At 70.3% G+C, this 22,372-nt stretch carries 22 protein-coding genes; 9 read left to right on the plus strand and 13 right to left on the minus strand.

The window, feature by feature from the left end; translation table 11 throughout:
• Positions 1–75: 75 nt before the first annotated feature.
• The 7 genes from ACTWNK_RS07525 to ACTWNK_RS07555 all read right to left on the minus strand — a co-directional run bounded on the left by ACTWNK_RS07525 (position 76) and on the right by ACTWNK_RS07555 (position 8,025).
• Positions 76–840: an SRPBCC family protein gene (locus ACTWNK_RS07525; protein ID WP_474303086.1), complete on the minus strand. Its 765-nt coding sequence runs from the start codon at positions 838–840 to the stop codon at positions 76–78.
• Between the two features lie 83 nt (positions 841–923).
• On the minus strand, positions 924–1,778 hold the full coding sequence (locus ACTWNK_RS07530; protein ID WP_474303088.1) for an FAD binding domain-containing protein: 855 nt from the start codon (positions 1,776–1,778) through the stop codon (positions 924–926).
• Entirely contained in the window at positions 1,775–4,114 is a 2,340-nt protein-coding gene (locus tag ACTWNK_RS07535; RefSeq protein ID WP_474303090.1) for a xanthine dehydrogenase family protein molybdopterin-binding subunit, read from the minus strand. The genes ACTWNK_RS07530 and ACTWNK_RS07535 overlap by 4 nt, the downstream gene beginning before the upstream one ends.
• Positions 4,111–4,590 (minus strand): (2Fe-2S)-binding protein, encoded by a 480-nt coding sequence (locus ACTWNK_RS07540; RefSeq protein WP_474303092.1) that lies wholly within the window; start codon positions 4,588–4,590, stop codon positions 4,111–4,113. The genes ACTWNK_RS07535 and ACTWNK_RS07540 overlap by 4 nt, the downstream gene beginning before the upstream one ends.
• A 73-nt stretch (positions 4,591–4,663) precedes the next feature.
• Positions 4,664–6,124 (minus strand): glutamate-cysteine ligase family protein, encoded by a 1,461-nt coding sequence (locus ACTWNK_RS07545; protein ID WP_474303094.1) that lies wholly within the window; start codon positions 6,122–6,124, stop codon positions 4,664–4,666.
• Positions 6,125–6,169: 45 nt separating this feature from the next.
• On the minus strand, positions 6,170–6,802 hold the full coding sequence (locus ACTWNK_RS07550) for a response regulator (protein WP_474303096.1): 633 nt from the start codon (positions 6,800–6,802) through the stop codon (positions 6,170–6,172).
• Positions 6,799–8,025, minus strand: coding sequence for an ATP-binding protein (locus ACTWNK_RS07555; protein ID WP_474303098.1), 1,227 nt, complete (start codon positions 8,023–8,025; stop codon positions 6,799–6,801). The genes ACTWNK_RS07550 and ACTWNK_RS07555 overlap by 4 nt, the downstream gene beginning before the upstream one ends.
• 139 nt (positions 8,026–8,164) lie before the next feature.
• On the opposite strand from ACTWNK_RS07555, the gene ACTWNK_RS07560 reads away from it, so the two are divergent.
• The 5 genes from ACTWNK_RS07560 (at position 8,165) to ACTWNK_RS07580 (ending at position 11,786) form a co-directional block, all read left to right on the plus strand.
• Positions 8,165–9,775: a PspC domain-containing protein gene (locus ACTWNK_RS07560; RefSeq protein ID WP_474303100.1), complete on the plus strand. Its 1,611-nt coding sequence runs from the start codon at positions 8,165–8,167 to the stop codon at positions 9,773–9,775.
• Entirely contained in the window at positions 9,765–9,983 is a 219-nt protein-coding gene (locus ACTWNK_RS07565) for a hypothetical protein (protein WP_474303102.1), read from the plus strand. The genes ACTWNK_RS07560 and ACTWNK_RS07565 overlap by 11 nt, the downstream gene beginning before the upstream one ends.
• A gap of 38 nt (positions 9,984–10,021) precedes the next feature.
• Complete coding sequence (locus ACTWNK_RS07570; protein WP_474303104.1) at positions 10,022–10,675, plus strand: neutral zinc metallopeptidase; 654 nt, start codon at positions 10,022–10,024, stop codon at positions 10,673–10,675.
• A 109-nt stretch (positions 10,676–10,784) separates the two neighbouring features.
• Positions 10,785–11,036, plus strand: a complete 252-nt coding sequence (locus tag ACTWNK_RS07575) for a WhiB family transcriptional regulator (RefSeq protein WP_474303106.1) — start codon at positions 10,785–10,787, stop codon at positions 11,034–11,036.
• Positions 11,037–11,060: 24 nt separating this feature from the next.
• Positions 11,061–11,786, plus strand: coding sequence for a lysostaphin resistance A-like protein (locus tag ACTWNK_RS07580; protein WP_474303108.1), 726 nt, complete (start codon positions 11,061–11,063; stop codon positions 11,784–11,786).
• Here ACTWNK_RS07580 and ACTWNK_RS07585 read toward each other — a convergent pair.
• Both ACTWNK_RS07585 and ACTWNK_RS07590 read right to left on the minus strand, forming a co-directional pair.
• Positions 11,728–12,480, minus strand: coding sequence for an ABC transporter permease (locus ACTWNK_RS07585; RefSeq protein ID WP_474303110.1), 753 nt, complete (start codon positions 12,478–12,480; stop codon positions 11,728–11,730). The two genes, ACTWNK_RS07580 and ACTWNK_RS07585, sit on opposite strands and share 59 nt — an antisense overlap.
• A gap of 4 nt (positions 12,481–12,484) precedes the next feature.
• Positions 12,485–13,204 (minus strand): PIG-L deacetylase family protein, encoded by a 720-nt coding sequence (locus ACTWNK_RS07590; RefSeq protein WP_474303112.1) that lies wholly within the window; start codon positions 13,202–13,204, stop codon positions 12,485–12,487.
• A gap of 99 nt (positions 13,205–13,303) precedes the next feature.
• Here ACTWNK_RS07590 and pcrA point away from each other — a divergent pair, with 99 nt between their 5' ends.
• Positions 13,304–15,559, plus strand: a complete 2,256-nt coding sequence (gene pcrA, locus ACTWNK_RS07595) for a DNA helicase PcrA (RefSeq protein WP_474303114.1) — start codon at positions 13,304–13,306, stop codon at positions 15,557–15,559.
• A 115-nt stretch (positions 15,560–15,674) separates the two neighbouring features.
• On the opposite strand, the gene ACTWNK_RS07600 is transcribed toward pcrA, so the two are convergent.
• Together ACTWNK_RS07600 and ACTWNK_RS07605 are read right to left on the minus strand one after the other, a co-directional pair.
• Positions 15,675–16,460 (minus strand): hypothetical protein, encoded by a 786-nt coding sequence (locus ACTWNK_RS07600; protein WP_474303116.1) that lies wholly within the window; start codon positions 16,458–16,460, stop codon positions 15,675–15,677.
• Positions 16,461–16,570: 110 nt separating this feature from the next.
• Complete coding sequence (locus ACTWNK_RS07605; RefSeq protein WP_474303118.1) at positions 16,571–17,428, minus strand: hypothetical protein; 858 nt, start codon at positions 17,426–17,428, stop codon at positions 16,571–16,573.
• Between the two features lie 120 nt (positions 17,429–17,548).
• On the opposite strand from ACTWNK_RS07605, the gene ACTWNK_RS07610 reads away from it, so the two are divergent.
• Positions 17,549–17,980 carry a MarR family transcriptional regulator gene (locus ACTWNK_RS07610; RefSeq protein WP_474303120.1) on the plus strand — a complete coding sequence of 144 codons (432 nt, stop codon included), beginning with the start codon at positions 17,549–17,551 and terminating at the stop codon, positions 17,978–17,980.
• Between the two features lie 222 nt (positions 17,981–18,202).
• Here ACTWNK_RS07610 and ACTWNK_RS07615 read toward each other — a convergent pair whose 3' ends face one another.
• Positions 18,203–19,066: a hypothetical protein gene (locus ACTWNK_RS07615; RefSeq protein ID WP_474303122.1), complete on the minus strand. Its 864-nt coding sequence runs from the start codon at positions 19,064–19,066 to the stop codon at positions 18,203–18,205.
• A gap of 241 nt (positions 19,067–19,307) precedes the next feature.
• Between ACTWNK_RS07615 and sucC the strand changes: the two genes are divergently transcribed.
• A complete protein-coding gene (gene sucC / locus ACTWNK_RS07620) occupies positions 19,308–20,489 on the plus strand; it encodes an ADP-forming succinate--CoA ligase subunit beta (RefSeq protein WP_474303124.1) in 1,182 nt (393 codons plus the stop codon).
• On the plus strand, positions 20,489–21,364 hold the full coding sequence (gene sucD, locus ACTWNK_RS07625; protein WP_474303126.1) for a succinate--CoA ligase subunit alpha: 876 nt from the start codon (positions 20,489–20,491) through the stop codon (positions 21,362–21,364). Before sucC ends, sucD begins: the two co-directional genes overlap by 1 nt.
• Before the next feature lie 129 nt (positions 21,365–21,493).
• On the opposite strand, the gene ACTWNK_RS07630 is transcribed toward sucD, so the two are convergent.
• A complete protein-coding gene (locus ACTWNK_RS07630) occupies positions 21,494–22,339 on the minus strand; it encodes a hypothetical protein (RefSeq protein ID WP_474303128.1) in 846 nt (281 codons plus the stop codon).
• Positions 22,340–22,372: the final 33 nt, after the last annotated feature.

A 22,372-nucleotide genomic window follows, 5' to 3' on the forward strand; every position in this document is an offset into this window, starting at 1 on the left:
TCCCCCGATGTCGTCGGCTGTCCTTTCAGCCCATTCCCGCTCTTCGGGGTGATGTGTCCGGACTTGGCGGTATTTTTACTGCCGTGATGTGCGGAGAATCCGCCGGACCAGCCAGACGACCAGCCCCAGCAGGGCCAGCCCCCCGACCACAGGCGCCACCCGCCTGAGCAGGGGAGCACCCGCGATCTCCAGCAGGTCGAGCGCCTCCTCGTCGGGCGTGCGCGAGGTGCGCAGGGTGCCGGGACGCCCCTCGGGCCGCTCGGCCGGGTGCAGATCGGGGGCGTCCGTGACGGGAGCGTCAGGCACGGCCGTCAGATGCCTCTCGCCGTCGCCGGACCCCTCCGTGCCGAGCGCCTGCTCCACGTCCCCGGTCGCGGGCGCGGGCTCGCTCAGCAGGGCCGACGCCAGATTGGCGGCGAACCTGTCGATCAGCCGCTGCCCGACCTCCGCCATCACACCGCGCCCGAACTGCGCCGGTCGTCCCGTCACGCTCAGCGTCGTGCGCACCGCCACCGTCGTCGTCTCGCCCGACGCCGAAGAGGTGAGCGCGGCCACCACCGTCGCGTCCGCCGTGCCCGGGCCCCTGGCCTCCTTGCCCGACGCCCTCAGGGTGACCGAGCGGTTGTCCTTGTCGACGTCCTCGAAGCTCGCCGACCCCCGGTAGGTGATGGTGATCGGCCCGACCTTCACCTTCAGCCTGCCGTCGAACCGCTCGCCCTCGACGGCCTCCACGCTCGCCCCCGGCACACACGGGGCCACCCGCTCCACGTCGAGCAGCACCGCCCACGCCTGCTCGACGGGTACGGGGACCGTGAACTCGTGCTCGAACCGCATCGCCATCGATCCGCTCCTTCCGCTGAATGAGACACTACGACCGGAAGGGGGCACCCCGAAAGGAGCGCCCCCTGGGACCGGCACGAGGATCACGGCGCGGCAGCGGCCACCCGCACCGCGCGATGGGTCAGCACCCTGGCCAGATGCCGCCGGTAGTCGGGCTGGGCGTGCAGGTCCGCGGTGGGCGAGGTGCCGTCGGCCGCGCCCTCGCACGCCGCGCGCAACGCCTGCCCGACCTCGGCCCCGATCAGCGCCGACTCCACCACTCCCGCCCGCAACGGCGTCGAGCCCATGTTCGTCAGTCCGATCCGCGCCTCGATCACACTCCCGTTCGCCCGCCTGACCGCCGCCGCCACCCCGACGATCGCCCACGCCTGCGCCGTACGGTGGAACTTCTCGTAGTGGAAGCCCCACCCGGGCCCGAGCTTGGGCACCTTGACGCCGGTCAGCAGTTCGCCGGGCCCGATGGCCGTCTCCAGGTAGTCGACGAAGAACGCGGCGGCGGGCACCTCCCGCACCCCGTCGGCCGACTGCAGCACGAAGACGCACTCCAGGGCCAAGGCCACGGCGGGCAGGTCGCCCGCCGGGTCGGCATGGGCCAGGGAGCCGCCGAACGTGCCGCGGTGCCGTACGGCGGGGTCGGCGACCTTGGCCGTGGCGAGTGGGACGAGCGGGCACTCGGCCAGCAGCAGGTCCGAGCGCATGACCTCGTCGTGACTGGCCATCGCGCCGATGAGCACGTGGTCGTCCCGGTCGTGCACGCCGTGCAGCTCGGGCAGCCTGCCGATGTCGACCAGCGTCGAGGGATAGGCCAGCCGCAGCCGCAGCAGGGGCAGCAGCGACTGGCCGCCCGCCAGCGCCTTGGCCTCCTCGTCGGCGGCGAGCGCCTGGCAGGCCTCCTCGATCGAGTGCGCGCGGAGATAGTCGAACTGCGCCGGGATCATGACTGGCTCCTGTTGATCGCGCGCCACACCCGCTCTGGGGTGCAGGGCATCCGCACGTCGTGCACGCCGTAGGGGCGCAGCGCGTCGACGATGGCGTTGACCACGGCCGGGGTGGAGGCGATCGTCCCGGCCTCGCCCACGCCCTTGACGCCGAGCGGGTTGGTGGTGGCCGGGGTCTCGGTGCGGTCGGTGACGAAGTCCGGCAGGTCGGCGGCCGACGGCAGCAGGTAGTCGGCCATCGTCGTGGTCAGCAGATTGCCCTCGGCGTCGTGCACGGCCTCCTCGTACAGGGCCTGGGCGATGCCCTGGGCCAGGCCGCCGTGCACCTGGCCTTCGACGATCAGCGGGTTGACCACCTTGCCGACGTCGTCGACGGCCACATAGGACCGGATGCGCGACATACCGGTCTCGGTGTCGACCTCGATCGCACACAGGTGCGTGCCGTGCGGATAGGAGAAGTTGTCCGGGTCGTGCGTGGCACTGGCGTCGAGTTCGGGCTCGAACCCGTCGGGCAGGTCGTGCGCGGCGAACGTGGCCAGGGCCAGCTCCTGGATCGTCCTCGACGTGCCGGTCCCGCGCACGGTGAAGGCGCCCGCGCTGAACTCGACGTCGTCGGGCGAGCACTCCATCAGGTGCGCGGCGACCACCTTGGCCTTGTCCTTGACCTTCTCGCACGCCGCCACCAGCGCGGTGCCGCCCACCACGAGCGAGCGCGAGCCGTAGGTGTCCATGCCCTTGTGCGCGACCGCGGTGTCGCCGTACACGACCGCGACGTCCTCGAACGGCACGCCGAGCGCGTCGGCCACGATCTGGCTCCACGCCGTCACGTGTCCCTGGCCGTGCGGCGACGAGCCGGTGACCACCTCCACCTTGCCGCTGGGTAACATCCGCACCGAGCCGTGCTCCCAGCCGCCGGCCCCGTAGGCCAGCGAGCCGAGCACCCGCGAAGGCGCGAGGCCGCACATCTCGGTATAGGTCGACACGCCGATGCCGAGCTGGACGGGGTCGCCCCTGTCCCGCCGGTCGGCCTGTTCGGCGCGCAGCTTGTCATAGCCGAACAGCGTCAGCGCCCGATCGGTCGCGGCCTCGTAGTTGCCCGAGTCGTAGGTCAGTCCGGCGATCGTGGTGTAGGGGAACTCCTCGTGCCTGATCCAGTTGCGCCGCCGTACCTCGATGGGGTCGAGGCCGAGTTCGGCGGCGAGTTCGTCCATCACGCGCTCGATGGCGTAGGTGGCCTCGGGGCGTCCGGCGCCACGGTAGGCGTCCGTCGGCATCTTCGTGGTGAACACGCCCGTGCACCTGAAGTCGAGCGCGGCCATCTTGTAGATCGAGTTGTACATGAACGCGCCCAGCAGCGGCACACCCGGCGTGACCAGCATGAGGTAGGCGCCCATGTCGGCCAGCAGGTCGACCTTCAGCCCCCGGATGCGCCCGTCGGCCTCGGCGGCCAGCGTGATGTGCTGGATCTGGTCGCGGCCGTGGTGCACGGTCAGGTTGCCTTCGGAGCGCGACTCGGTCCACTTCACCGGCCTGCCGAGCTTGCGGGTCAGCAGCAGCGCGAGCACCTCTTCGGCCGTCACCTGGAGCTTGGAGCCGAAGCCGCCGCCCACGTCGGGGGCGATCACGCGCAGCCGGTGCTCGGGGATGCCGGTCGTCAGCGCCAGCATCAGCCGCAGGATGTGCGGGATCTGCGTCGCCGACCACAGCGTGAAGCTGTCGCCGTCGGTCGAGGCGAGGACCGCGCGCGGCTCCATCGCACTGGGGATGAGCCGCTGCTGCACATACGTCCGGTCGATGACGACCGGCGCGTCGCGCATCGCCTCGTCGATGTCACCCTGGGCGAAGAGCCAGGTGAAGGCCTGGTTGCCCGCCTCGTGTACCTTCGGGCTCGCCGCGTCGAGCGCCTGGTTCATGTCGAGCACGGCCGGGAGCGGCTCGTAGTCGATCTCGATGGCCTCCAGGGCGTCGGCGGCCAGGTACCTGTCGGTGGCCACGACGCAGGCGACGGCCTCGCCGACATAGCGCACCACATCGGTCGCCATCGGCGGATGCTCGGGGATCACCACGTCGTCGCTGACCGGCCACGCGCACGGCAGGCTGCCCTGCTCGGCGGCGAAGTCCTGGCCACTGAAGGCCGCGACCACACCGGGCAGGCCGATCGCCCCCGACACGTCGACCGAGGTGATCCTCGCGTGCGCCATCGGGCTGCGCAGGTAGGCGACGTGCAGCAGGCCCGGCGGCTGCAGGTTGTCGGTCCACTGCGTGCGCCCGGTCAGCAGCCTGGCGTCCTCCTTGCGCCTTCGCGCCCTGCCCACCTCGGCGCCGGTCACCGTCATGCCGTCACCTGCCCGTTCATCTCGGCGGCGCCTCGCCGTACGGCGCGCACGATCGTGCAGTAGCCGGTGCAGCGGCACAGGTTGCCTTCGAGGCCCCGCCTGATCGTCTCCTCGGACGGGTCCGGGTCGTGGGTGAGCAGGTCGACGGCGGCGATGACCATGCCGGGGGTGCAGTAGCCGCACTGCAGCGCGTGCTCCTCGTGGAAGGCCTTCTGCATGGGGTGCCAGGAGCCGTTCGCCGCGAGCCCCTCGATGGTGGTGACATCGGCGCCGTCGGCCTGTACGGCCAGCACCGAGCAGCTCTTGACGCTCTGGCCGTCGAGCAGGACCGTGCACGCGCCGCAGTTGCTGGTGTCACAGCCGATGGGGGTGCCGGTCTTGCCGAGCCGTTCTCTCAGGAAGTGCACGAGGAGGAGCCGGGGCTCCACCTCCTCCTCGGAGGGGACCGAGTCGACCGTGACTTTGATTCGGGGCATACGTCCTCCCTATGACGGGGACTGGAGGAGTGAAAGCCGGATAGACGTGAACGTACGCCGTTGTAGTCGCCGGTCAACCCCACGTGTGCACGGGGTCGTTGCCGTGCATACGTTCGATGTAGGCCAGTGTCATCCGGCGCAGTCCCTCGTGCCGGTCGCCGCCGTGCGCCTCGACGGTCTCGACCTGCCAGGTGGCGCCGGTGCGCCCGGTCAGGCAGCGGCCCTCGATGACACCGAGCAGCCGGTCGGCGATCGGCGTGTCCACGCCCCACGCCCGCAGCCCCTCGTGTGCCATGGGCAGCAGCCTGCGCAGGATCAGCTCGCCCGCCGGGACCTCGCCCAGGCCGGGCCAGTACAACCGGGACTCCAGGCCGTGCCTGGCCGCCGCGGCCAGGTTCTCCTCGGCCGCGGCGAACGACATGCGCGTCCACACCGGCCGCTCCTCGTGCGGCAGCATGCGCATGAGGCCGTAGTAGAAGGCGGCGTTCGCGGCGACGTCCACGACCGTGGGCCCGGCGGGCAGCACGCGGTTCTCCACCCGCAGGTGCGGCACGCCGTCCACGACCGCGTACACCGGCCGGTTCCAGCGGTAGACCGTTCCGTTGTGCAGGGTGAGCTCGGCCAGTTCCGGTGTCACGCCCCGGTCCAGCGTCTGGCGTGGGTCCTCCTCGTCGCACAGCGGCAGCAGGGCGGGGAAGTAGGTGACGTTCTCCTCGAACAGGTCGAACACACTGGTGATCCAGCGCTCGCCGAACCACACCCTCGGCCGCACGCCCTGCGACTTGAGCTCGGCGGGCCTGGTGTCGGTCGCCTGCTCGAACAGGGCGACCCTGGTCTCGGCGTGCAGGTGCCTGCCGAACAGGTACGGCGAGTTCGCCGCGACCGCGACCTGCGCGCCCGCTATGGCCTGGGCGGCGTTCCAGTGCGCGGAGAACTGCTCGGGCGCCACCTGCAGGTGCAGCTGCACGCTCGTGCAGGCGGCCTCGGGGGTGATGGAGTCGGCATAGGTGTCGAGGCGTTCCTGGCCCTCGATGCACAGGTGCAGGTCCTCGCCCCTGGCGGCGAAGATCTGCTCGTTGAGCAGGCGGTAGCGGGGATTGGCCGACAGGGTGCCCTCGTGCACGTCGCGCTCGCGCAGCGTGGGCAGGATGCCGATGAGCACCAGATGGCCGCCCACGGCGCCCGCGCGTTCCTCGGCGTGGTTCAGCCTGGCCCTGACGTCGTCCTCAAGGCGCTGGGCGCCGTCTCCCGCCAGCGACTGGGGGGCCACATTGATCTCGACGTTGAACTGGCCGAGCTCGGTCGCCCAGTCGGGCCTGGCGATGGCGGCCAGGACCTCGGCGTTGCGCATGGCGGCCTCGCCGGTGTCGTCGACGAGGTTGAGCTCGATCTCCAGTCCGGCCAGGGGGCGGTCGTCCTCGAAGCGGGATTCGCGTAGCATCCGGGCGAAGACGTCGAGGCACTGGCGGACCTTCTCGCGGTACCTACGGCGATCGTCGCGGCTGAACAGCGTGACCGGTACATCTCGCCCCATGCCACGAAATGTCGCACGATAGCGTGAAACTGCCTAGACCTAGAGTCAGACCAGGCGGCGGGCCGTCGCCCAGCGGGACAGCTCGTGCCTGTTGGACAGCTGCAGCTTGCGCAGCACCGACGACACGTGCGTCTCGACCGTCTTGACCGAGATGAACAGCTCCTTGGCGATCTCCTTGTAGGCATAGCCCCTGGCGATCAGCCGCAGCACCTCGCGCTCGCGCTGGGTCAGCGAGTCCAGCTCCGGGTCGATCGACGGCGCCTCCGACGAGGCGAACGCGTCCAGCACGAACCCGGCCAGCCTCGGCGAGAACACCGCGTCGCCGTCGCTCACCCTGCGGATCGCGTCGGTGAGCTCGCGTCCGCTGATGTTCTTGGTCACATAGCCCCTGGCGCCGCCCCTGATGACGCCGATGACGTCCTCGGCCGCGTCCGACACCGACAGTGCGAGGAAGCGCACCTGCGAACCCGAGCCGAGCACCCGCCGCAGCACCTCCTGGCCGCCGCCGCCCGGCATGTGCACATCCAGCAGCACGACGTCGGGCTGGAGCTCGGCGATCGCCTTCACGGCCGACTCGACGTCCTCGGCCTCGCCGATGACCTCGATGGACTCGCCCAGCTCGGCGCGCACGCCCGAACGGAACAGCCGGTGATCGTCGACGATGAGCACACGGGTCATGACTCCTCCAGCTTCATGGTCAACATCACTTCTGTCCCCTCGTCCGGCTCGGTGCGCACCCTGGCGGTGCCGCCGTGCCGTTCCATCCTGCCGATGATGGACTCGCGAATGCCCATCCGGTCCTCAGGAACGTCGTCGAGAACGAAACCCTTACCTCGGTCCCTGACCGAGATGAGAACCTCGCGCCCCTCCACCTCCGCATAGACGGAGATGAGTGGGCTTCCAGAATATTTCGCCGCGTTGACCATAGCCTGCCTGGCCGCGTGCAACATCGCCGACAGCCTGCCGTCGCCCTCCATCTGGACGTCGCCCACGCACACGACCTCGAACGGCACGCCGTGCGAGTCCTCCTCCTCGGCCGCGATCCTCCGTACGGCGGCGGCCAGGGAGACGTCGGCGTCCTGCTTCGGCTGGTACAGCCAGTTGCGCAGCTCGCGCTCCTGCGACCTGGCCAGGCGCTGCACCTCGCGCGGGTCGTGCGCGCTGCGCTGGATGAGCGTCAGCGTGTGCAGGACCGAGTCGTGCACGTGCGCCGCCACCTCGGCGCGCTCCTCCTGCCTGATGCGCTCGCGCCGCTCCAGCTGCAGCTCCTTCCACAGGCCGGCCAGCCACGGCGCCGCGATCACCAGCATGCCGCCGACCACGACGGCCGTGAACATCAGGCCGGGCCTGGCCTTGACCAGCTCGCCCTCGGCGAACAGGAAGCCGATCGCGCCGAAGATGACCAGCAGCATGCCGAGCAGCGTGCGGACCCGGTTCTTGCGGATCTGCTTGGTCGCGCCGCTGACCCAGCTCGTCCGCCGGTCCGGATCGGCCTGCTGCCACAGGATCAGCGCGCCGATCCCGCCCACGGCGAACGGCAGCATGCCGAGCCCGCCCTGCGAGGCGCCCGTCAGCCAGCTGAACGCCGACAGCGCCACCCCGATCGCGGTGAACGCCGCCAGCTGGCTCCAGTCGCGTGCCGGGTCCGCCCCCTCGTGCGGGCGTCTCGGGGTGAACATCCACAGGACCGCGTAGGCCACGAAGCCGACCCCGTCCACGACGGTGAGCAGCACGAAGGCCAGCCGGATCGCCACCGGGTCGAGTTTGAGCTGCTCGGCGACGCCCTGCGCCACGCCCACGACCAGCTGGCCGCCGACCGGCCTGGTCAGCCGGGGGTACCCGGCGGGTTCGTTCTCGCGCAGCGCCTGCTGGGGCTCGCGTAGTGTCTGTTGGTCAGCCATAACGTCGTTATCGTCACACGCCGCATGCCGACGACGCATCAGGGCCTCGCCCTGAACGGCCCCTGACCTGAGCTTCTCCGGGTTGCCTCAGGGGTGTCCCGGATGGAGATCGGGGCGAGGTGACGACACGATGGGGTGCATGACCGAAGCACCACGCCCAGAGACCACCGCGCCACCACGTCTGCTGCAGCGCAGCGGCGAGGGGCGGATGATCACCGGCGTGTGCGCTGGCCTCGGCCGTTACACGGGCATCGACCCCGTGCTGTACCGCATCGCCTTCACCATTCTGCTCTTCGGATCGGGGATCGGGCTCGCGCTCTACGCCGCGGCCTTCCTGCTGATGAAGGAGAACGGCGGCGGTCCCGGCTACCTCGAGCAGTGGACCAGGCGCGACTTCGACGCCGAGACCGTGTTCGCCCTGCTGACCGCGGTGTTCGGGTTCGGGCTCGCCCTGAACCTGGCCTCGGGCGGCATCGGCACCGGCACCCTCGTGGTGGCCACCGTCCTGGCCATCTCCCTGCTCGCGGCGCATGCCAGAGGCGTCGACCTGCGCGGCCTGGCCAGGTCGCTGCCCGACCGCATCGGCCGCCGCCGCTCCACCCGCACCCGCCACCAGCCCCCGCCTCCCGTCGGCAGCCCCCAGGCCCGGCCCTACGACTTCCCCGCCGCCGCCTTCCAGGCCCCCGCCCCGCACCCCTCGACCGCCCCGCCGTCCCCGTACGGCAGGCCCCAGGCCCCGCCCGCTCCCATGGCTCCCGCCGCTCCTACGGCTCCGGCCGCTCCGGCGGCTCCCGCGGCTCCGGGAGCGTTCGAGGAGAGCACCGTGCTCCCCGAGGCGCCGCGCGCCCGCTCCCACGACGTCGAGGACGGGCGTACGAAGGTCGGCGAGACGATCCCGGTGCCGCAGGCCGAGCCTCCGGCCCCGTACGGCACGCTGGCCGACGAGCCGGGCGCGACCTACGCCGGGACCGCGCACGACCACCGGCACGGCTACGCGGGCGGCGGCTACAGCGACTACGGCAAGGGCGAGGCGTTCGCGCCGCACGGGCCCTTCCAGCCGCTGGACCCGCGCGGGCGAGCCGGATACTCGCCCTACGACCTGCAGCACCGCACCGAGCAGGTCATCGAGCGCCCGAAGCGACGCAGGTCGTTCGTCGGCGCCGTCACCATGCTGCTCGCACTGATCATTGGAGGGATCGTCGTGGCCGTCCAGTCCACGTCGGGATCCGTCAACCTGCCGGTCGCCGCCGGGGCCATGCTGGTCACCATCGGCGCCGGGCTCGTGGTGGCGACCTGGTTCGGCCGAGGCGCGGGACTCGTCGCGGCGGGCACCGTCATCGCCCTGGCCGTCGGCGCCGTGCTGCTGCTCAACAACGTGCCCCCACGCGTCGGGGAGAGCTCGTGGAGCCCCGCGACGGTGACCCAGCCGGTCAACACCTTCGACGTGGGCGTGGGCGAGGGCGAACTCGACCTGACCAGGCTCAAGGTGGCGCCGGGCTCGACGACGACGTTCAACGCCACGCTGTCGCTGGGCGAACTGCGGGTCATCCTGCCGCCCGACGTACGCGCCGAGGTGCACGCGACCGTGCGCGCCGGGGACATCCAGATCGACCACTCGATCCAGGGCGGTGCGAACGTCAACTTCAGCAAGGACCTGGATCCTGAGGTGAAGCCCAAGGGCGACGTGGCTACGATCGTGCTGAACATCAAGGCCGGGTTCGGCGACGTGGAGGTCCGGCGTGCGGCCTGACCTGGACAGGAAGGCTCCGGTGGACAAGGGGCGCGGGCACAGGACCGATCTGATGGCCCTGCTCAGCGGGCTGCTGTTCATCGCGCTCGGCCTCTCGCTCATCACCGGCGACCTCAACGAGCCGCTCGGCCTGGTCTTCGCCCTCGTGGTGGGGCTCGGCATCGCGGGCATCGTGTCGGTGTTCGCGCGCTTCGCCAGACGTCGATAGGTATCGCCTGGGCCGTGCCGGTCGGCGACGATGGAGGGGTGACCCCTCGTCTCGCTCTCGCCCTCCTGCTGGTGCTCGTGTCGGTGCTGTCCGGCTGTTCGGTGCTCTCGCCGCCGCGCTCGCGTGACGTGCAAGGGGACTCGTTCGAGGAGGACGTGGCCGCGGCGCGGGTGCACACCGAGGAGTTCTGGAGGCAGCAGTTCGCCGCGCAGGGCATCGCCTACCGGCCGATCGAGGCGTTCGTGCCCTATGCGGGGTCCAGCGGGCAGGGGCCGCCCTGCGGCGGGCAGCCCGCGGTGCCGAACAACGCCTTCTACTGTCCGGCCGGGCACTTCGTCGCCTATGACGAGGAGTGGATGGCGGCGTTCTGGAGCGAGATGGGCGACGCGTCGGTCTATCTGATCATTCCGCATGAGATCGGGCACGCGGTGCAGGCGCAGCTCGGCACCAGGTTCGAGCTCGGCGTCCAGCAGGAGCTGCAGGCCGACTGCTACGCGGGCGGCGCGCTCGGCGCTCTGGTACGGGCCGGGGTGCTGCTGCCCGACCCGGGCGACGAGGACGAGCTGCTCATCAACCTGGCGGCGGTCGGCGACCCGACCGACGACTGGCTGCGCCCCGACGCCCACGGCACGGCCGAGCAGCGCCAGACCTCGTTCGCCTCCGGCTACACCGGCGGCGTGCGGTCCTGCTGAGCCCTGCGCCGCGCACCGTACACACCGCGTCGTCCTACGCCGCGCAACGTACGCACGTGTCCGCCTGGAGACGGATGCGGGGCCATGCTGGCGGCACTAGCGTGGGGGCATGCGCATCCGCGAGATCGGATGGGCCAGACGGGGAGCATGCAGGACGAGTGATCCTGACCTGTTCTTCCCCCTTGCGCCCTCTACGTCCCAGGAGGTGCGGGCCAAAGCGGTCTGCGCCACCTGCCCGGTGCTGGGAGAGTGCCGCGACTACGCCATGCGGGCGGGCGAGCCCGAAGGCATCTGGGGCGGCCTGACGCCCGCCGAGCGCCGCGCCGGCCGCTTCCCCGAAGGCTGGCGCACTCCGGCCTGAGCCGTGCCCGCATAGTCTGCAGATGTGCTCGCGCCCTCGATCGCCGTGCTCGCCGCGGCCAACGTGCTCAACAACCGCATCGCGCCGAGGCTGGCGCCGCTCACCTCGCTGGCCGCCACCGCCGCCCTGGTGGCGATGGCCAGGCGCTCCGGGCTGTCCTGGCAGGAGCTCGGCTTCGAGCGCAGGCGCAGGGGAGCACTGGTGGGCGGCGCACTGGCCTTCGGCGTCGCGGCCGTCTACTCGGGCGGCATCGCCCTGCCGAGGACCCGCCCCCTGTTCCACGACGAACGCGCACTCGGCCTCTCCCGCGCCCGCGCCTTCGAGGAGGCCCTGCTCCAGGTCCCCGTGGGCACGGTCCTGCTGGAGGAGGTCGGCTTCAGAGGCGTCCTGTACGGCACGCTCAGCCGCTCGCACGGCCCGGTCACGGCCACGGCGGTGTCCTCGGCCCTCTTCGGCCTGTGGCACATCCTGCCCTCGATCGACATGGCCACGGCCAATCCCGCCCTGAGCGAGCTGACGAGCGGCGAGCCCGTGGCCGGGCAGGACGAGGCGCAGGGGCAGGCCCCGGGCCCGGGCGGCGTCGCGAAGGTCGTGGCCGGAGGCGTGGTGTCGACGGCCCTGGCGGGCGTCCTGTTCTGCGAGCTGCGCCGCAGGGGCGGACTGCTGGCGCCGTCGTTGCTGCACGTGGCGACTAACTCGCTGGGCTATCTGTTCGCCCGAATCGCCCCCGGGCCACGAGCTCGACCGTGACCAGCACCGCCGCCGCCTCGGCCGCGAGCAGCGCCACCAGGACGACGAGCTGGACGACTCCCGCCTGCAACGGGTCGGCCCCGCCCAGCAGCATGCCGACGAACGCCCCCGGCAGGGTCACCAGGCCGACCGTCCTGGTCTGGTCGAGCGCGGGCACGAGCGCCTGGGCGGCGGCCGGTCGGCAGATCTCCAGGGCCGCCTCCCGCGCGGGCAGGCCGATCGCCAGGGCCGCCTCCACCTCGCCCTTGCGCTGACGCAGCTCGTCCACGGCCCTGCGCCCGGCGAGCGCGGTGGCGGTCAGGCAGCCGCCGAGCAGGATCCCGGTGATCGGGATGACGACCACGCCCTGGCTCGGCGCGACGCCGGTGCCGAACAGCAGGGCGAGCACCGGCAGTGTGCCCGCGGCGATCGGCAGGGCGGCGGCCCAGGGGTGCGTCCTGCTGATCCGCCGCCCCGCCGTCAGGCTCGCGACGCCGTACATGATCAGGACGAATGCCGTCACCCCGGCCGCGGCGCCGACCACCCAGGCGATGACGAAGCTGACCGCGCCGAGCTGCACCGCGGCGCGCAGGCAGGCGGTGAGGATGTCACGGGCGTGGCCGAGTCCGCCGATGCGGGCGACGGCCGCGCCCGCCGCCGCGAGCAGTGTGGTGACGACGGCCAGCGCGGGGCCGACCGTCAACAGGGAGCTCATGGGGTCAGTCTGTGGGCACGACCTGGAAACCCTCGGCGAAACTGCCTTCGGGCAGGCCCGCGTTCGCGGCGATCTGGGCCGACCTGGCCCGCAGGTAGTCCTCGAGCCCGTCGACGTGCGCGACCTGACTCTCGTGCGCGCGCAGCGCCTGCAGCTTGCGGTCGAAGGTGGCGGTGATGTCGACGAAGTGGTTGGGCGTCATCCCGCCGTTGAGCCAGACCTCGCGCACGGTCCACGCCTCAAGCCCCTCCTGCAGCAGCAGGTCGGGGAAGGCGTAGGGATTGCGCGCGTCGGGGTACACGGCGTCGAGCGTGCTGGCGCCGACCGCGCGGTGGTCGGGATGGCTGGGGGCGATGTTCACATAGTTGCGCTCGGGGGTGTGGGTGATCACCAGGTCCGGCCTGACCTGCCTGATCACCCTGGCGATGTCCTTGCGCAGGTCGAGCGAGGGCACGACCGTGCCGTCGGCATAGCCGAGAAAGCGCAGATCGCTCACGCCCACGGCCTTGGCCGCCGACGTCTGCTCGCTCCTGCGCAGGCGGCCCATGCCGCTGTTGTCGAGATCGCGATCGTTGCCCCCCGCGTCGCCGTCGGTGACCAGCAGGTACGTCACCTCGACGCCTCTGTCGGTGAAGGCCGCGATCGTGCCGGCCGAGCCGAAGTCGGCGTCGTCCGGATGCGCGGTCACGACGAGCACCCTGGAGATCTCGTGGTCGGCCAGCATGTGTGAAGCCCCTTCCGTCCTTCGGGGCAACCCGCTCGCGCGCCCCCGCATTCCACCGGTGTGCACTCGAATGTCGGTGCGTCGCCTTACCCTAGGGGCGTGCCGACCCATGTCTCTGTTGACCACCCGCTCCTCGACGGCCTCAACCCGCAGCAGCGGGAGGCAGTCGTCCATCACGGAAGCCCGCTGCTCATCGTGGCAGGGGCGGGATCCGGCAAGACGCGGGTGCTCACCCATCGCATCGCCTACCTGCTCGCCGAGCGCGACGTGCATCCGGGGGAGATCCTCGCGATCACCTTCACCAACAAGGCCGCGCGCGAGATGAAGGAGCGCATCGACCGGCTGATCGGCCCGCGCTCCAACGCCATGTGGGTGATGACCTTCCACAGCGCGTGCATGCGCATCCTGCGCCGTGAGGCCAAGCGCCTGGGCTATCCGTCGAGCTTCTCCATCTACGACCAGGCCGACTCCCAGCGGCTGATGGCGATGGTCTGCCGCGAGATGGAGCTCGACCCCAAGAGATACCCGCCGCGCTCGTTCTCGGCGCAGGTGAGCAACTTCAAGAACGAGCTCATCGACTACGAGAGCGCGCTGGACCGCGCCGGCTCGCACCTCGAACGCACGCTCGCGCAGGCCTACAAGAGCTACCAGCTCAAGCTGACCGAGGCCGGCGCGATGGACTTCGACGACATCATCATGCTCACGGTCACGCTGTTCCAGCTCTTCCCCGAGGTGGCCGAGCACTACCGCATGCGCTTCAGGCACGTGATGGTCGACGAGTACCAGGACACCAACCACGCGCAGTACATCCTGATCAGGGAGCTAGTCGGCCACTCCGAGCTGCGCACGGCCGACGGCGACGTCGTGCGGCAGGGCTCCGACCGGTCCGAGCTGTGCGTGGTGGGCGACGCCGACCAGTCGATCTACGCCTTCCGCGGTGCGACGATCCGCAACATCCTGGAGTTCGAGCGCGACTATCCCGACGCCAGGACCATCCTGCTCGAGCAGAACTACCGCTCGACCCAGACCATCCTGACCGCGGCCAACGCGGTGATCTCGCGCAACGAGTCGCGCAAGCCCAAGAACCTCTGGTCCGACCAGGGCGACGGCGCCAAGATCGTCGGTTATGTCGCGGACAACGAGCACGACGAGGCCATGTTCGTCGCCCAGGAGGTCGACCGGCTCGGCGACGAGGACGACGTGCGACCGGGCGACGTCGCGGTCTTCTACCGGACCAATGCCGCCTCGCGTGTGTTCGAGGAGATCTTCATCAGGACCGGCCTGCCGTACAAGGTGGTCGGGGGGGTGCGTTTCTACGAGCGCAAGGAGGTCCGCGATCTGCTGGCCTACCTGCGGATGCTGGCCAATCCCGGTGACGTCGTCTCGCTGCGGCGCATTCTCAATGTGCCCAAGCGCGGGATCGGCGAGCGGGCCGAGGCGATGATCGAGGCGTTCGCCTCGCGGGAGCGGATCACGTTCTGGGAGGCGCTGCGCAGGGCCGACGAGGCCTACGGCATGGCGACCAGGTCGGTCAATGCGATCAAGGACTTCGTGGCGCTCGTCGAAGGGCTGCTGGCCAAGGCCGAGGGCATGCCGCCGTCCGCGCTGGCCGAGGAGGTGCTGGGTGCGACCGGTTACCGCGCCGAGCTGGAGGCCTCGCAGGACCCGCAGGACGAGAGCCGCCTGGAGAACCTCAACGAGCTCATCTCGGTCGCGTCCGAGTTCGAGGACGCCCATCCCGAAGGGACGCTGGTGGAGTTCCTTGAGCAGGTGTCGCTGGTGGCCGACGCCGACCAGATCCCCGAGGCCGACGGCGGCCAGGGCGTGGTCACGCTGATGACGCTGCACACCGCCAAGGGCCTGGAGTTCCCCGTGGTGTTCCTGACCGCGATGGAGGACGGCGTCTTCCCGCACGTGCGCTCGCTCGGCGAGCCGAAGGAGCTGGAGGAGGAGCGGCGTCTGGCCTACGTGGGCATCACCCGGGCCGAGCAGCGCCTCTATCTGACGCGGGCCGCGGTGCGCAGTTCGTGGGGCTCGCCGTCGTTCAACCCGGCCTCGCGCTTCGTCGCCGAGGTGCCCGCCCGGCTGGTGGACTGGCGCACCGACCCGGAGAAGTCGGCATGGAGCGCGGCCACCGCCAGGTCCACGTCCACGGCCTCGCCGGTGGCGGCCAAGAAGAGCGGCCGTGCGGTGCCGTCGCTCACGCCCGGCGACCGGGTGACGCATGACGCGTTCGGGCTCGGCACGGTCGTCGCGGTCGACGGGGTGGCGGAGAAGACCAAGGTCAAGATCGACTTCGGCAGCGGGGGCGAGAAGACGCTGCTGCTGGCTTATGCGCCTTTGGAGAAGCTCTAGGCGCGGGCTTGGTGTGCGAGCGCTCTAGGCGCGGGCTTGCTGTGCGAGCGCTCCGGGCGCGGGCTTGGCGGGCGGGCCGTGAGTTCCGACTCACGGCCCGCACGCGCCTTCGGGCTCAGTCCGTCGGGATGACGGCCTCGTCGCTCACCTGGCCGGCGGGCGGAGGCTTGATGGTGATCTTCGAACCCCACGAGGAGTAGGTCGCCGTCACCGTGGTCACCAGGTTGTGGTCGGAGCCCTGGACGACCTTGGTCGCCTTGTACGTCGAGGTCAGGCGCTGCGGCAGGCCGGAGGGGCCGACCGTGAGCTCCCACGTCATCGTGGTGAACTCGGGGAGATAGGTGTTCTTGGTCCACGCCGACAGGCGCTGCAGGGCCTTGGGCGTCAGCGAGCCCCGGTACACATTGCCCTTGCGGGCCGATCTGGCGAGCAGCGCCTTCAGTGTGCCCACGTCGGCGACGTTCAGGGCGTCGCTGCCGCCCGTCGGCCGGTGCTTGGACTTGAGCCAGGGGCGCTCGTCGGGCACGAAGAGGGAGATGATGCCGCCCTTGATGTAGGTCGTCCCGTCGATGTGGATGACCCGTGTGCTCTGCTCGAACGCGTCGTTGACCGGACCGGGCGTGCCGGGCTCACGGTAGGGCTTGGTGGTGATGTCGTAGGCGGGGATGCCGCCCTTGGCGCCCTTGCCGTACGTCATGGCGCCCTTGGTGCGGTCGGAGACCCAGGTGCGGGCGAGGGTGAGGTTGCGGACCTTGGTGGTCTCGGCGAAACGCACACCCTTGCCCGCCTTCACCAGCGCCTGGAGTGCGCTGACGGGGCTCTTGGGCGCGGCGTGGGCGGCGGGCGGCAGGGCGAGCAGGGCGGCCGAGGCCGCGGTGACGACGGCGATCGTTCGTTTCATGGGGGGAGTCCTTCGGAACGGCCGGGGGCGATGGAGAGGAAGAAGGGCGAGGCGCGGGTGACGCGCCTCGCCCTTCTCACGACCTCATCTGCTGCGGAAGAGGAGGAAGGTCAGCCGATGTTCAGCAGCGAGCCGAGCTCGGGAAGCTCGTCGGCGTCGCCCTCGAGCTTGGTGGTCACCGTCGAGGCGTCGGGCGCCTTGATGGAGACCGGGCCGCCCCAGCCGCTGTACGTGCTCTCGACGGTCACGAACTCCTTGCGCTTGCCGCTGCCGAACGCGGCGGCGTCGTAGGTGATGACCAGGCGCTTGGCCAGGCTCTTGGCGTCGAGCGTCAGGCGCCACTTGATGGGGGTGCGCTTGACCTTGGCGGGCAGGGAACCGCTGAGCACCGACTTGGCCCACGGCGAGACCTTGGTGAGCTCGCCGAAGGTGATGGCGCCGCTGTAGGTGCCGGTGCCGGGCTTGGCCTTGGCGAGCAGGGCCTTGAGCGTGTTCGGCTCGGCGACGTTGACCACCTGGCTGAGCCCGCCGAACACACCGCCGGCGGGTGCGCCGGGCAGCTTGATCCAGTCGTAGCCGTCGGGGATGAACGTGCTGAACAGGCCGCCGGACAGGTACGTCGTCTTGCCGATGGAGATGACCTTCTCCGGCTTGGCGAGCGCCTTCAGCTCATCACTCGCGTCCTCGGGCAGGTCGCCGGCATTGATGGCGAACTTGCTCGTCAGCTCGGAGGCCGTGATCCCGGCCCTGCCGAACTGGAACGATCCCGTACGGCGCAGCATGACGGTCTTCTCGCCGAAGACCTCGACCACGGTGCGGTCGGTGAACTTCACCCCCTTGCCGGGGACGAACTGGCTCTTGAGTGCCTTCACCGGGTCCTTGGGCGCACTGGTGGCGGCCATGGCCGGCTGGGCGGAAACGAGGGCGGCGGCGGAGAGCACCGCGAGGCCCGCGATCAAACGCTTCATAGAGATCCTTCTCAGAGAGGGGGAAAGGCGATTGTGCCAGAAGAATGGCACTAAATGTGCATCGATTTTTATGTAGAAAATATATAGTTCGTAGGCGAACTGTGCAGATACTGGAGGCGAATGGACGACGAGGAAGCGTTAAGCGAGCTGGCAGGCCTGTACGCGGCCGCCAGTCGCCGCTTCAGGCCCTCCGCACGCCCGGTGTCGGGGCACGGGATCACCGCCCGTATGCACGCCGTCCTGAGCCGTCTGGCGGCTGCGGGACCGCTCACCCTCGGCGAGCTGGGCCGGAGCCTGCATCTGTCGAAGGCGGCCACGACGGAGCTCGTCGACAGGGTGGAGGAGCGCGGGCTGGTCGTCAGGTTCAAGGACGACCGGGATCGGCGCAAGGTGTTCGTACGGCTGACCGGCGAAGGGGGCGCCGCGGCGGCCGGAGCCGCGCCTCGCATGCCCGAGTGCGAGCGTTTCTCGCGGGCCGTACGCGCAATGTCGGCACGGGAACGGCGGGCGCTGGCGGCGGGGCTGCTGGCATTGTTGCGAGAAGAGGCATGAATGGCGGGCGACGCACGGCCGGAGAATTCTCCGCCGCACGCCGCCCGGTCTCACGGGCCCCTCTTGCCGGGCTTCCGGCATCTGCCATTCACCGGACCCCGGACACGCGTCGTGCCTGGCCGTGGGGGTGTCTTTGCCGGGCTTCCGGCACTACCGTGCCTGCCGGCCTGAGGCTTCCCCTGGTGGATTTCCGGCGCCTTCGGGTGTCGTGCGCCGTCGGCGCTACTGGCCGGCGATCTCGCTCAGCAGGCCGGGGGTCTCCGGGACGTCGATGTTCTCGTCGAGTTCGTCGAAGGCGATGACCTGGTCGGCCGGAGGCGCCTTGACGCTGACCTTGGTGCCCCAGGCGGAGTAGCGGGTGTCGGTGATCGCCGTCGTCTTGCCGAGCATGCCGAAGTCGAGCGTCCACTTGGTGGTCAGGCGGGAGGCCAGGTTGCGGGAGTCGAGGAGCAGCTCCCAGTTGATCTTGATCTTGCCGAACCTGCCCAGGCTGCCGACGTTCTCCTTGAACGCGGGGGAGGCGTCGGTGAGCTGCTTGAAGGTGATGACGCCCTTGTAGAGGTGTCCCCTCTTGGCCTTGGTCGTGCCGATCAGCGCCTTCAGCGTCCCGGGGTCCAGGACGTCGATCACCTGGTCGCCGTTGCTCTGGGCGCCGTTGTTCATCGGGAAGCTGATCCACTTCTTGCCCTCGGGCAGGTCGGCGGAGTAGATGCCGCCCCCGATGTAGGTCGTCTTGCCGACGAAGATCGTCCGGGACGGGCCGAGCATGGCGGCGAACTCGTCGTCCTTGGCCAGCTCCTTCTTGACCTCGGGGGGCAGGCTGGTCCTGCGGGTCAGGTCGCCCGAGGCGACGCCGGACCGGTCGAACCCGTACACGCCGGTCAGCTTGAACGCGCCGCCGGCGTCCTTGCCGTCGAACACCGTGCGTGTCGTCTGCGAGATCTTCACGCCGTGGCCCTTGGCGAACTGCTTCTTCAGCGCCACGACCGGGTTCGGCGGAGCCTGTGCGAAGGCAGCCTGCGCGGTGAGGGGCAGGGCCGCGACGACCGCGGAAGCGGCGATCCCGGCGGCGAGCGAACGCCTCATTTGATCTTCCTTCGTTGGAGTCGGGAAGATCACCGTAGCGGTACGAAGTGGACAATCTATTATTTTGCGAAACTTTGCCGTACTTCTTGGGTGGCCTGCGAGAGACAACTGTGACCCGATGACCTGGGCAGGTCGGGCTTGCGGCTAGGCTTCACTGGCGGAAAACGCCCGGAACACGGGGTGGCCCCGGGCCCGGCCGTCGACAGAAAACCACCAGTCGGACAAGCAAGGACGGACCCTCGTGGACCTGTTCGAACATCAGGCGAAGGAGCTCTTCGCGGAGTACGGCATCCCGGTGCCGCGCGGCATTGTCGCGCACACCGCGGAGGAGGCGCGCAAGGCGGCGGAAGAGCTGACAGGGCGCGTCGTCGTCAAGTCTCAGGTCAAGACCGGCGGGCGAGGCAAGGCGGGTGGCATCAAGCTGGCCGACGACGCCGCCGACGCCCAGCAGAAGGCGACCGAGATCCTCGGCATGGACATCAAGGGCCACACGGTCCACAAGGTCCTCGTCGAGGAGGCCAGCGCGATCGCGGAGGAGTACTACTTCTCCTTCCTGCTCGACCGCGCCAACCGCACCTTCCTCGCCATCTGCTCCGCCGCGGGCGGCATGGACATCGAAGAGGTCGCGCACAACACTCCGGAGAAGGTGGCGAAGGTCCCGGTCTCCCCGCTGACCGGCGTCGACCGCGCCAAGGCACGTGAGATCGCCGTCGCGGGCGGGCTGCCCGAGCAGTCGCTCGACGGCGCCGCCGAGCTCATCGAGAAGCTCTGGGCCGCCTTCGTCGACGAGGACGCCACGCTGGTCGAGGTCAACCCGATGATCCTGTCGGCCGACGGCCAGGTCAAGGCGCTCGACGGCAAGGTCACGCTCGACGACAACGCCTCCTTCCGCCAGCCCGAGCACACCTCCTACGAGGACAAGGCGGCGGAGGACCCGCTGGAGGCCGCGGCCAAGGCCAAGGACCTCAACTACGTCAAGCTCGACGGCAGCGTCGGCATCATCGGCAACGGCGCGGGCCTGGTCATGTCGACGCTCGACGTCGTGGCCTACGCGGGCGAGGCCTTCCCCGGCCGTCCGAAGCCGGCCAACTTCCTCGACATCGGAGGCGGCGCCTCCGCCGAGGTCATGGCCGCGGGCCTGGAGATCATCCTCTCCGACCCGGCCGTGAAGTCGATCTTCGTGAACGTCTTCGGCGGCATCACCGCCTGCGACGCGGTCGCCAACGGCATCGTCGCCGCCTTCAAGCTGCTGGAGGAGCGCGGCGAGACGGTGGCGCGCCCGCTGGTCGTACGCCTCGACGGCAACAACGCCCTGCTGGGGCGCCAGATCCTGCACGACGCCGCACTCAAGGGCGTCGAGCTGGTTGACACGATGGACGACGCGGCCAAGCGCGCCGCCGAGCTCGCTGCGGTAGGTGCGTAATGGCTATCTGGCTGACCGAGAACAGCAAGATCATTGTTCAGGGCATGACCGGCGGTGAGGGCACCAAGCACACCCGCCGCATGCTCGCCTCCGGCGCTCGCGTCGTGGGCGGCGTCAACGCCCGCAAGGCCGGCACCACGCACGAGGGCCTCCCGGTCTTCGGCACCGTGGCCGAGGCCATCCGCGAGACCGGCGCCGACGTCTCCGTCGTCTTCGTGCCCCCGGCCTTCACCAAGGACGCCGTCAAGGAGGCCATCGACGCGGAGATCCCGCTCTGCGTGGTCATCACCGAAGGCGTGCCGATCCATGACTCCACCGAGTTCTGGGCCTACGCCGTCGAGAAGGGCAACAAGACCCGCATCATCGGTCCCAACTGCCCCGGCATCGCCTCGCCCGGCGCCTCCAACGCCGGCATCATCCCCGCCGACATCACCACCGCCGGTCGCATCGGCCTGGTCTCCAAGTCGGGCACGCTGACGTACCAGCTCATGTACGAGCTGCGTGACTTCGGCTTCTCCACGGCCGTGGGCATCGGCGGCGACCCGGTGATCGGCACCACGCACATCGATGCGCTCAAGGCCTTCCAGGAGGACTCGGGCACCGACGCGATCGTGATGATCGGCGAGATCGGCGGCGACGCCGAGGAGCGCGCGGCGGCCTACATCGAGCAGCACGTCACCAAGCCGGTCGTCGCCTACGTGGCGGGCTTCACCGCCCCCGAGGGCAAGACGATGGGCCACGCCGGTGCGATCGTGTCCGGCTCGGCCGGCACCGCCCAGGCGAAGAAGGAGGCTCTGGAGAAGGTCGGCGTGCGCGTCGGCAAGACGCCTTCGGAGACCGCCCGCCTCATGCGTGAGGTCATGCAGTCGCGCTGACCCCGCGTTCGGGGGTGAGAGCACGAGAGGGGCGCCAGGACCACGGTCCTGGCGCCCCTCTCGTCGTGTGGCGGGCCAGGCGGCTGGGTGGGGTGGGCCGCCTGGCCCTGGAGGGTGGTTCGGGGTGCGCTACCTGGCCGATGCGGGTACGGCGGCGCAGTACACGATGGCCGTGAGGTTGTCGGTGAAGACCAGCGAGTTGTTGTGCGCGCGGACCGTCCAGCTCTTGGCGCCGCTCGCGTAGGAGTCGAGGATGACGAGCTGGCCACGGGCGTGCTCGCCGTTGGACTGCTTGAAGCCGCCGCCGATGGCCACCGCGTTGCCCGCGCAGGTCGCGGTCGCCGAGCCGATCTTCTTGCCGCCGATGGAGGCGGGGCTGCTCTCGGCGCTGGTGATGGTCAGCGCGCCCGAGGCTCCGGCGGGACCGGTGGCTCCAGTGGCGCCGGTGGCTCCGGCGGGGCCCCTGGCGCCGTCCTCGCCCTTGGCGCCCGGCTTGCCGTCGGCGCCGTCCTTGCCGTCGGTGCCGTTCTTGCCGTTGACGCCGTCCTTGCCGTCTTTTCCGTCTTTTCCGGCTTCGCCCTGGGGGCCGCGTGCGCCGTCCTCACCCTTGGCTCCGGCGGCGCCCGCCGGGCCGGTGGCGCCGGTCGCGCCCTTGAGGCCGGGTGCGCCCTTCGCGCCGGGGGAGCCGGTGTCGCCCTTCACGCCCTGCGGTCCCTGTGCGCCGATCCTGCCGTCGGAGCCGGACAGTCCGGGCGGTCCGGCCTGGCCCGCCTTGTTCCACTCGATCTTGTACTGGGTCGAGGGGCAGGTGGTGCCGGCCTTGACGATGCGCATGGCGCCGCTCTTCTTGGCCACGCAGGCATAGAGGGCGTCGGATGCCGATCCTGCGGCGTAGGCGACCGCGCCGGTGGTGGCGAGGAGCCCGGAGGCCGCGGCCACCACGAGGACACGGCGAAGCTTTGTGGAGATGGTCATGAAAGGTGGCCTTCTGGTGCAGATGAGGGTGAC

The sequence above is a fragment of the Nonomuraea sp. IBHARD001 genome (assembly GCF_056106265.1).

What these genes read in the sequence shown, in the direction of transcription:
- ACTWNK_RS07560 (WP_474303100.1), top strand. Translation starts at nt 8,165, where the DNA reads ATGACCGAAGCACCACGCCCAGAGACCACCGCGCCACCACGTCTGCTG.
- ACTWNK_RS07530 (WP_474303088.1), bottom strand. Translation starts at nt 1,778, where the DNA reads ATGATCCCGGCGCAGTTCGACTATCTCCGCGCGCACTCGATCGAGGAG.
- ACTWNK_RS07555 (WP_474303098.1), bottom strand. Translation starts at nt 8,025, where the DNA reads ATGGCTGACCAACAGACACTACGCGAGCCCCAGCAGGCGCTGCGCGAG.
- ACTWNK_RS07600 (WP_474303116.1), bottom strand. Translation starts at nt 16,460, where the DNA reads ATGAAACGAACGATCGCCGTCGTCACCGCGGCCTCGGCCGCCCTGCTC.
- ACTWNK_RS07535 (WP_474303090.1), bottom strand. Translation starts at nt 4,114, where the DNA reads ATGACGGTGACCGGCGCCGAGGTGGGCAGGGCGCGAAGGCGCAAGGAG.
- ACTWNK_RS07615 (WP_474303122.1), bottom strand. Translation starts at nt 19,066, where the DNA reads ATGAGGCGTTCGCTCGCCGCCGGGATCGCCGCTTCCGCGGTCGTCGCG.
- ACTWNK_RS07525 (WP_474303086.1), bottom strand. Translation starts at nt 840, where the DNA reads ATGGCGATGCGGTTCGAGCACGAGTTCACGGTCCCCGTACCCGTCGAG.
- ACTWNK_RS07590 (WP_474303112.1), bottom strand. Translation starts at nt 13,204, where the DNA reads ATGCTGGCCGACCACGAGATCTCCAGGGTGCTCGTCGTGACCGCGCAT.
- ACTWNK_RS07610 (WP_474303120.1), top strand. Translation starts at nt 17,549, where the DNA reads ATGGACGACGAGGAAGCGTTAAGCGAGCTGGCAGGCCTGTACGCGGCC.
- ACTWNK_RS07550 (WP_474303096.1), bottom strand. Translation starts at nt 6,802, where the DNA reads ATGACCCGTGTGCTCATCGTCGACGATCACCGGCTGTTCCGTTCGGGC.
- ACTWNK_RS07605 (WP_474303118.1), bottom strand. Translation starts at nt 17,428, where the DNA reads ATGAAGCGTTTGATCGCGGGCCTCGCGGTGCTCTCCGCCGCCGCCCTC.
- sucD (WP_474303126.1), top strand. Translation starts at nt 20,489, where the DNA reads ATGGCTATCTGGCTGACCGAGAACAGCAAGATCATTGTTCAGGGCATG.
- ACTWNK_RS07585 (WP_474303110.1), bottom strand. Translation starts at nt 12,480, where the DNA reads ATGAGCTCCCTGTTGACGGTCGGCCCCGCGCTGGCCGTCGTCACCACA.
- ACTWNK_RS07545 (WP_474303094.1), bottom strand. Translation starts at nt 6,124, where the DNA reads ATGGGGCGAGATGTACCGGTCACGCTGTTCAGCCGCGACGATCGCCGT.
- ACTWNK_RS07575 (WP_474303106.1), top strand. Translation starts at nt 10,785, where the DNA reads ATGCGCATCCGCGAGATCGGATGGGCCAGACGGGGAGCATGCAGGACG.
- ACTWNK_RS07540 (WP_474303092.1), bottom strand. Translation starts at nt 4,590, where the DNA reads ATGCCCCGAATCAAAGTCACGGTCGACTCGGTCCCCTCCGAGGAGGAG.
- ACTWNK_RS07630 (WP_474303128.1), bottom strand. Translation starts at nt 22,339, where the DNA reads ATGACCATCTCCACAAAGCTTCGCCGTGTCCTCGTGGTGGCCGCGGCC.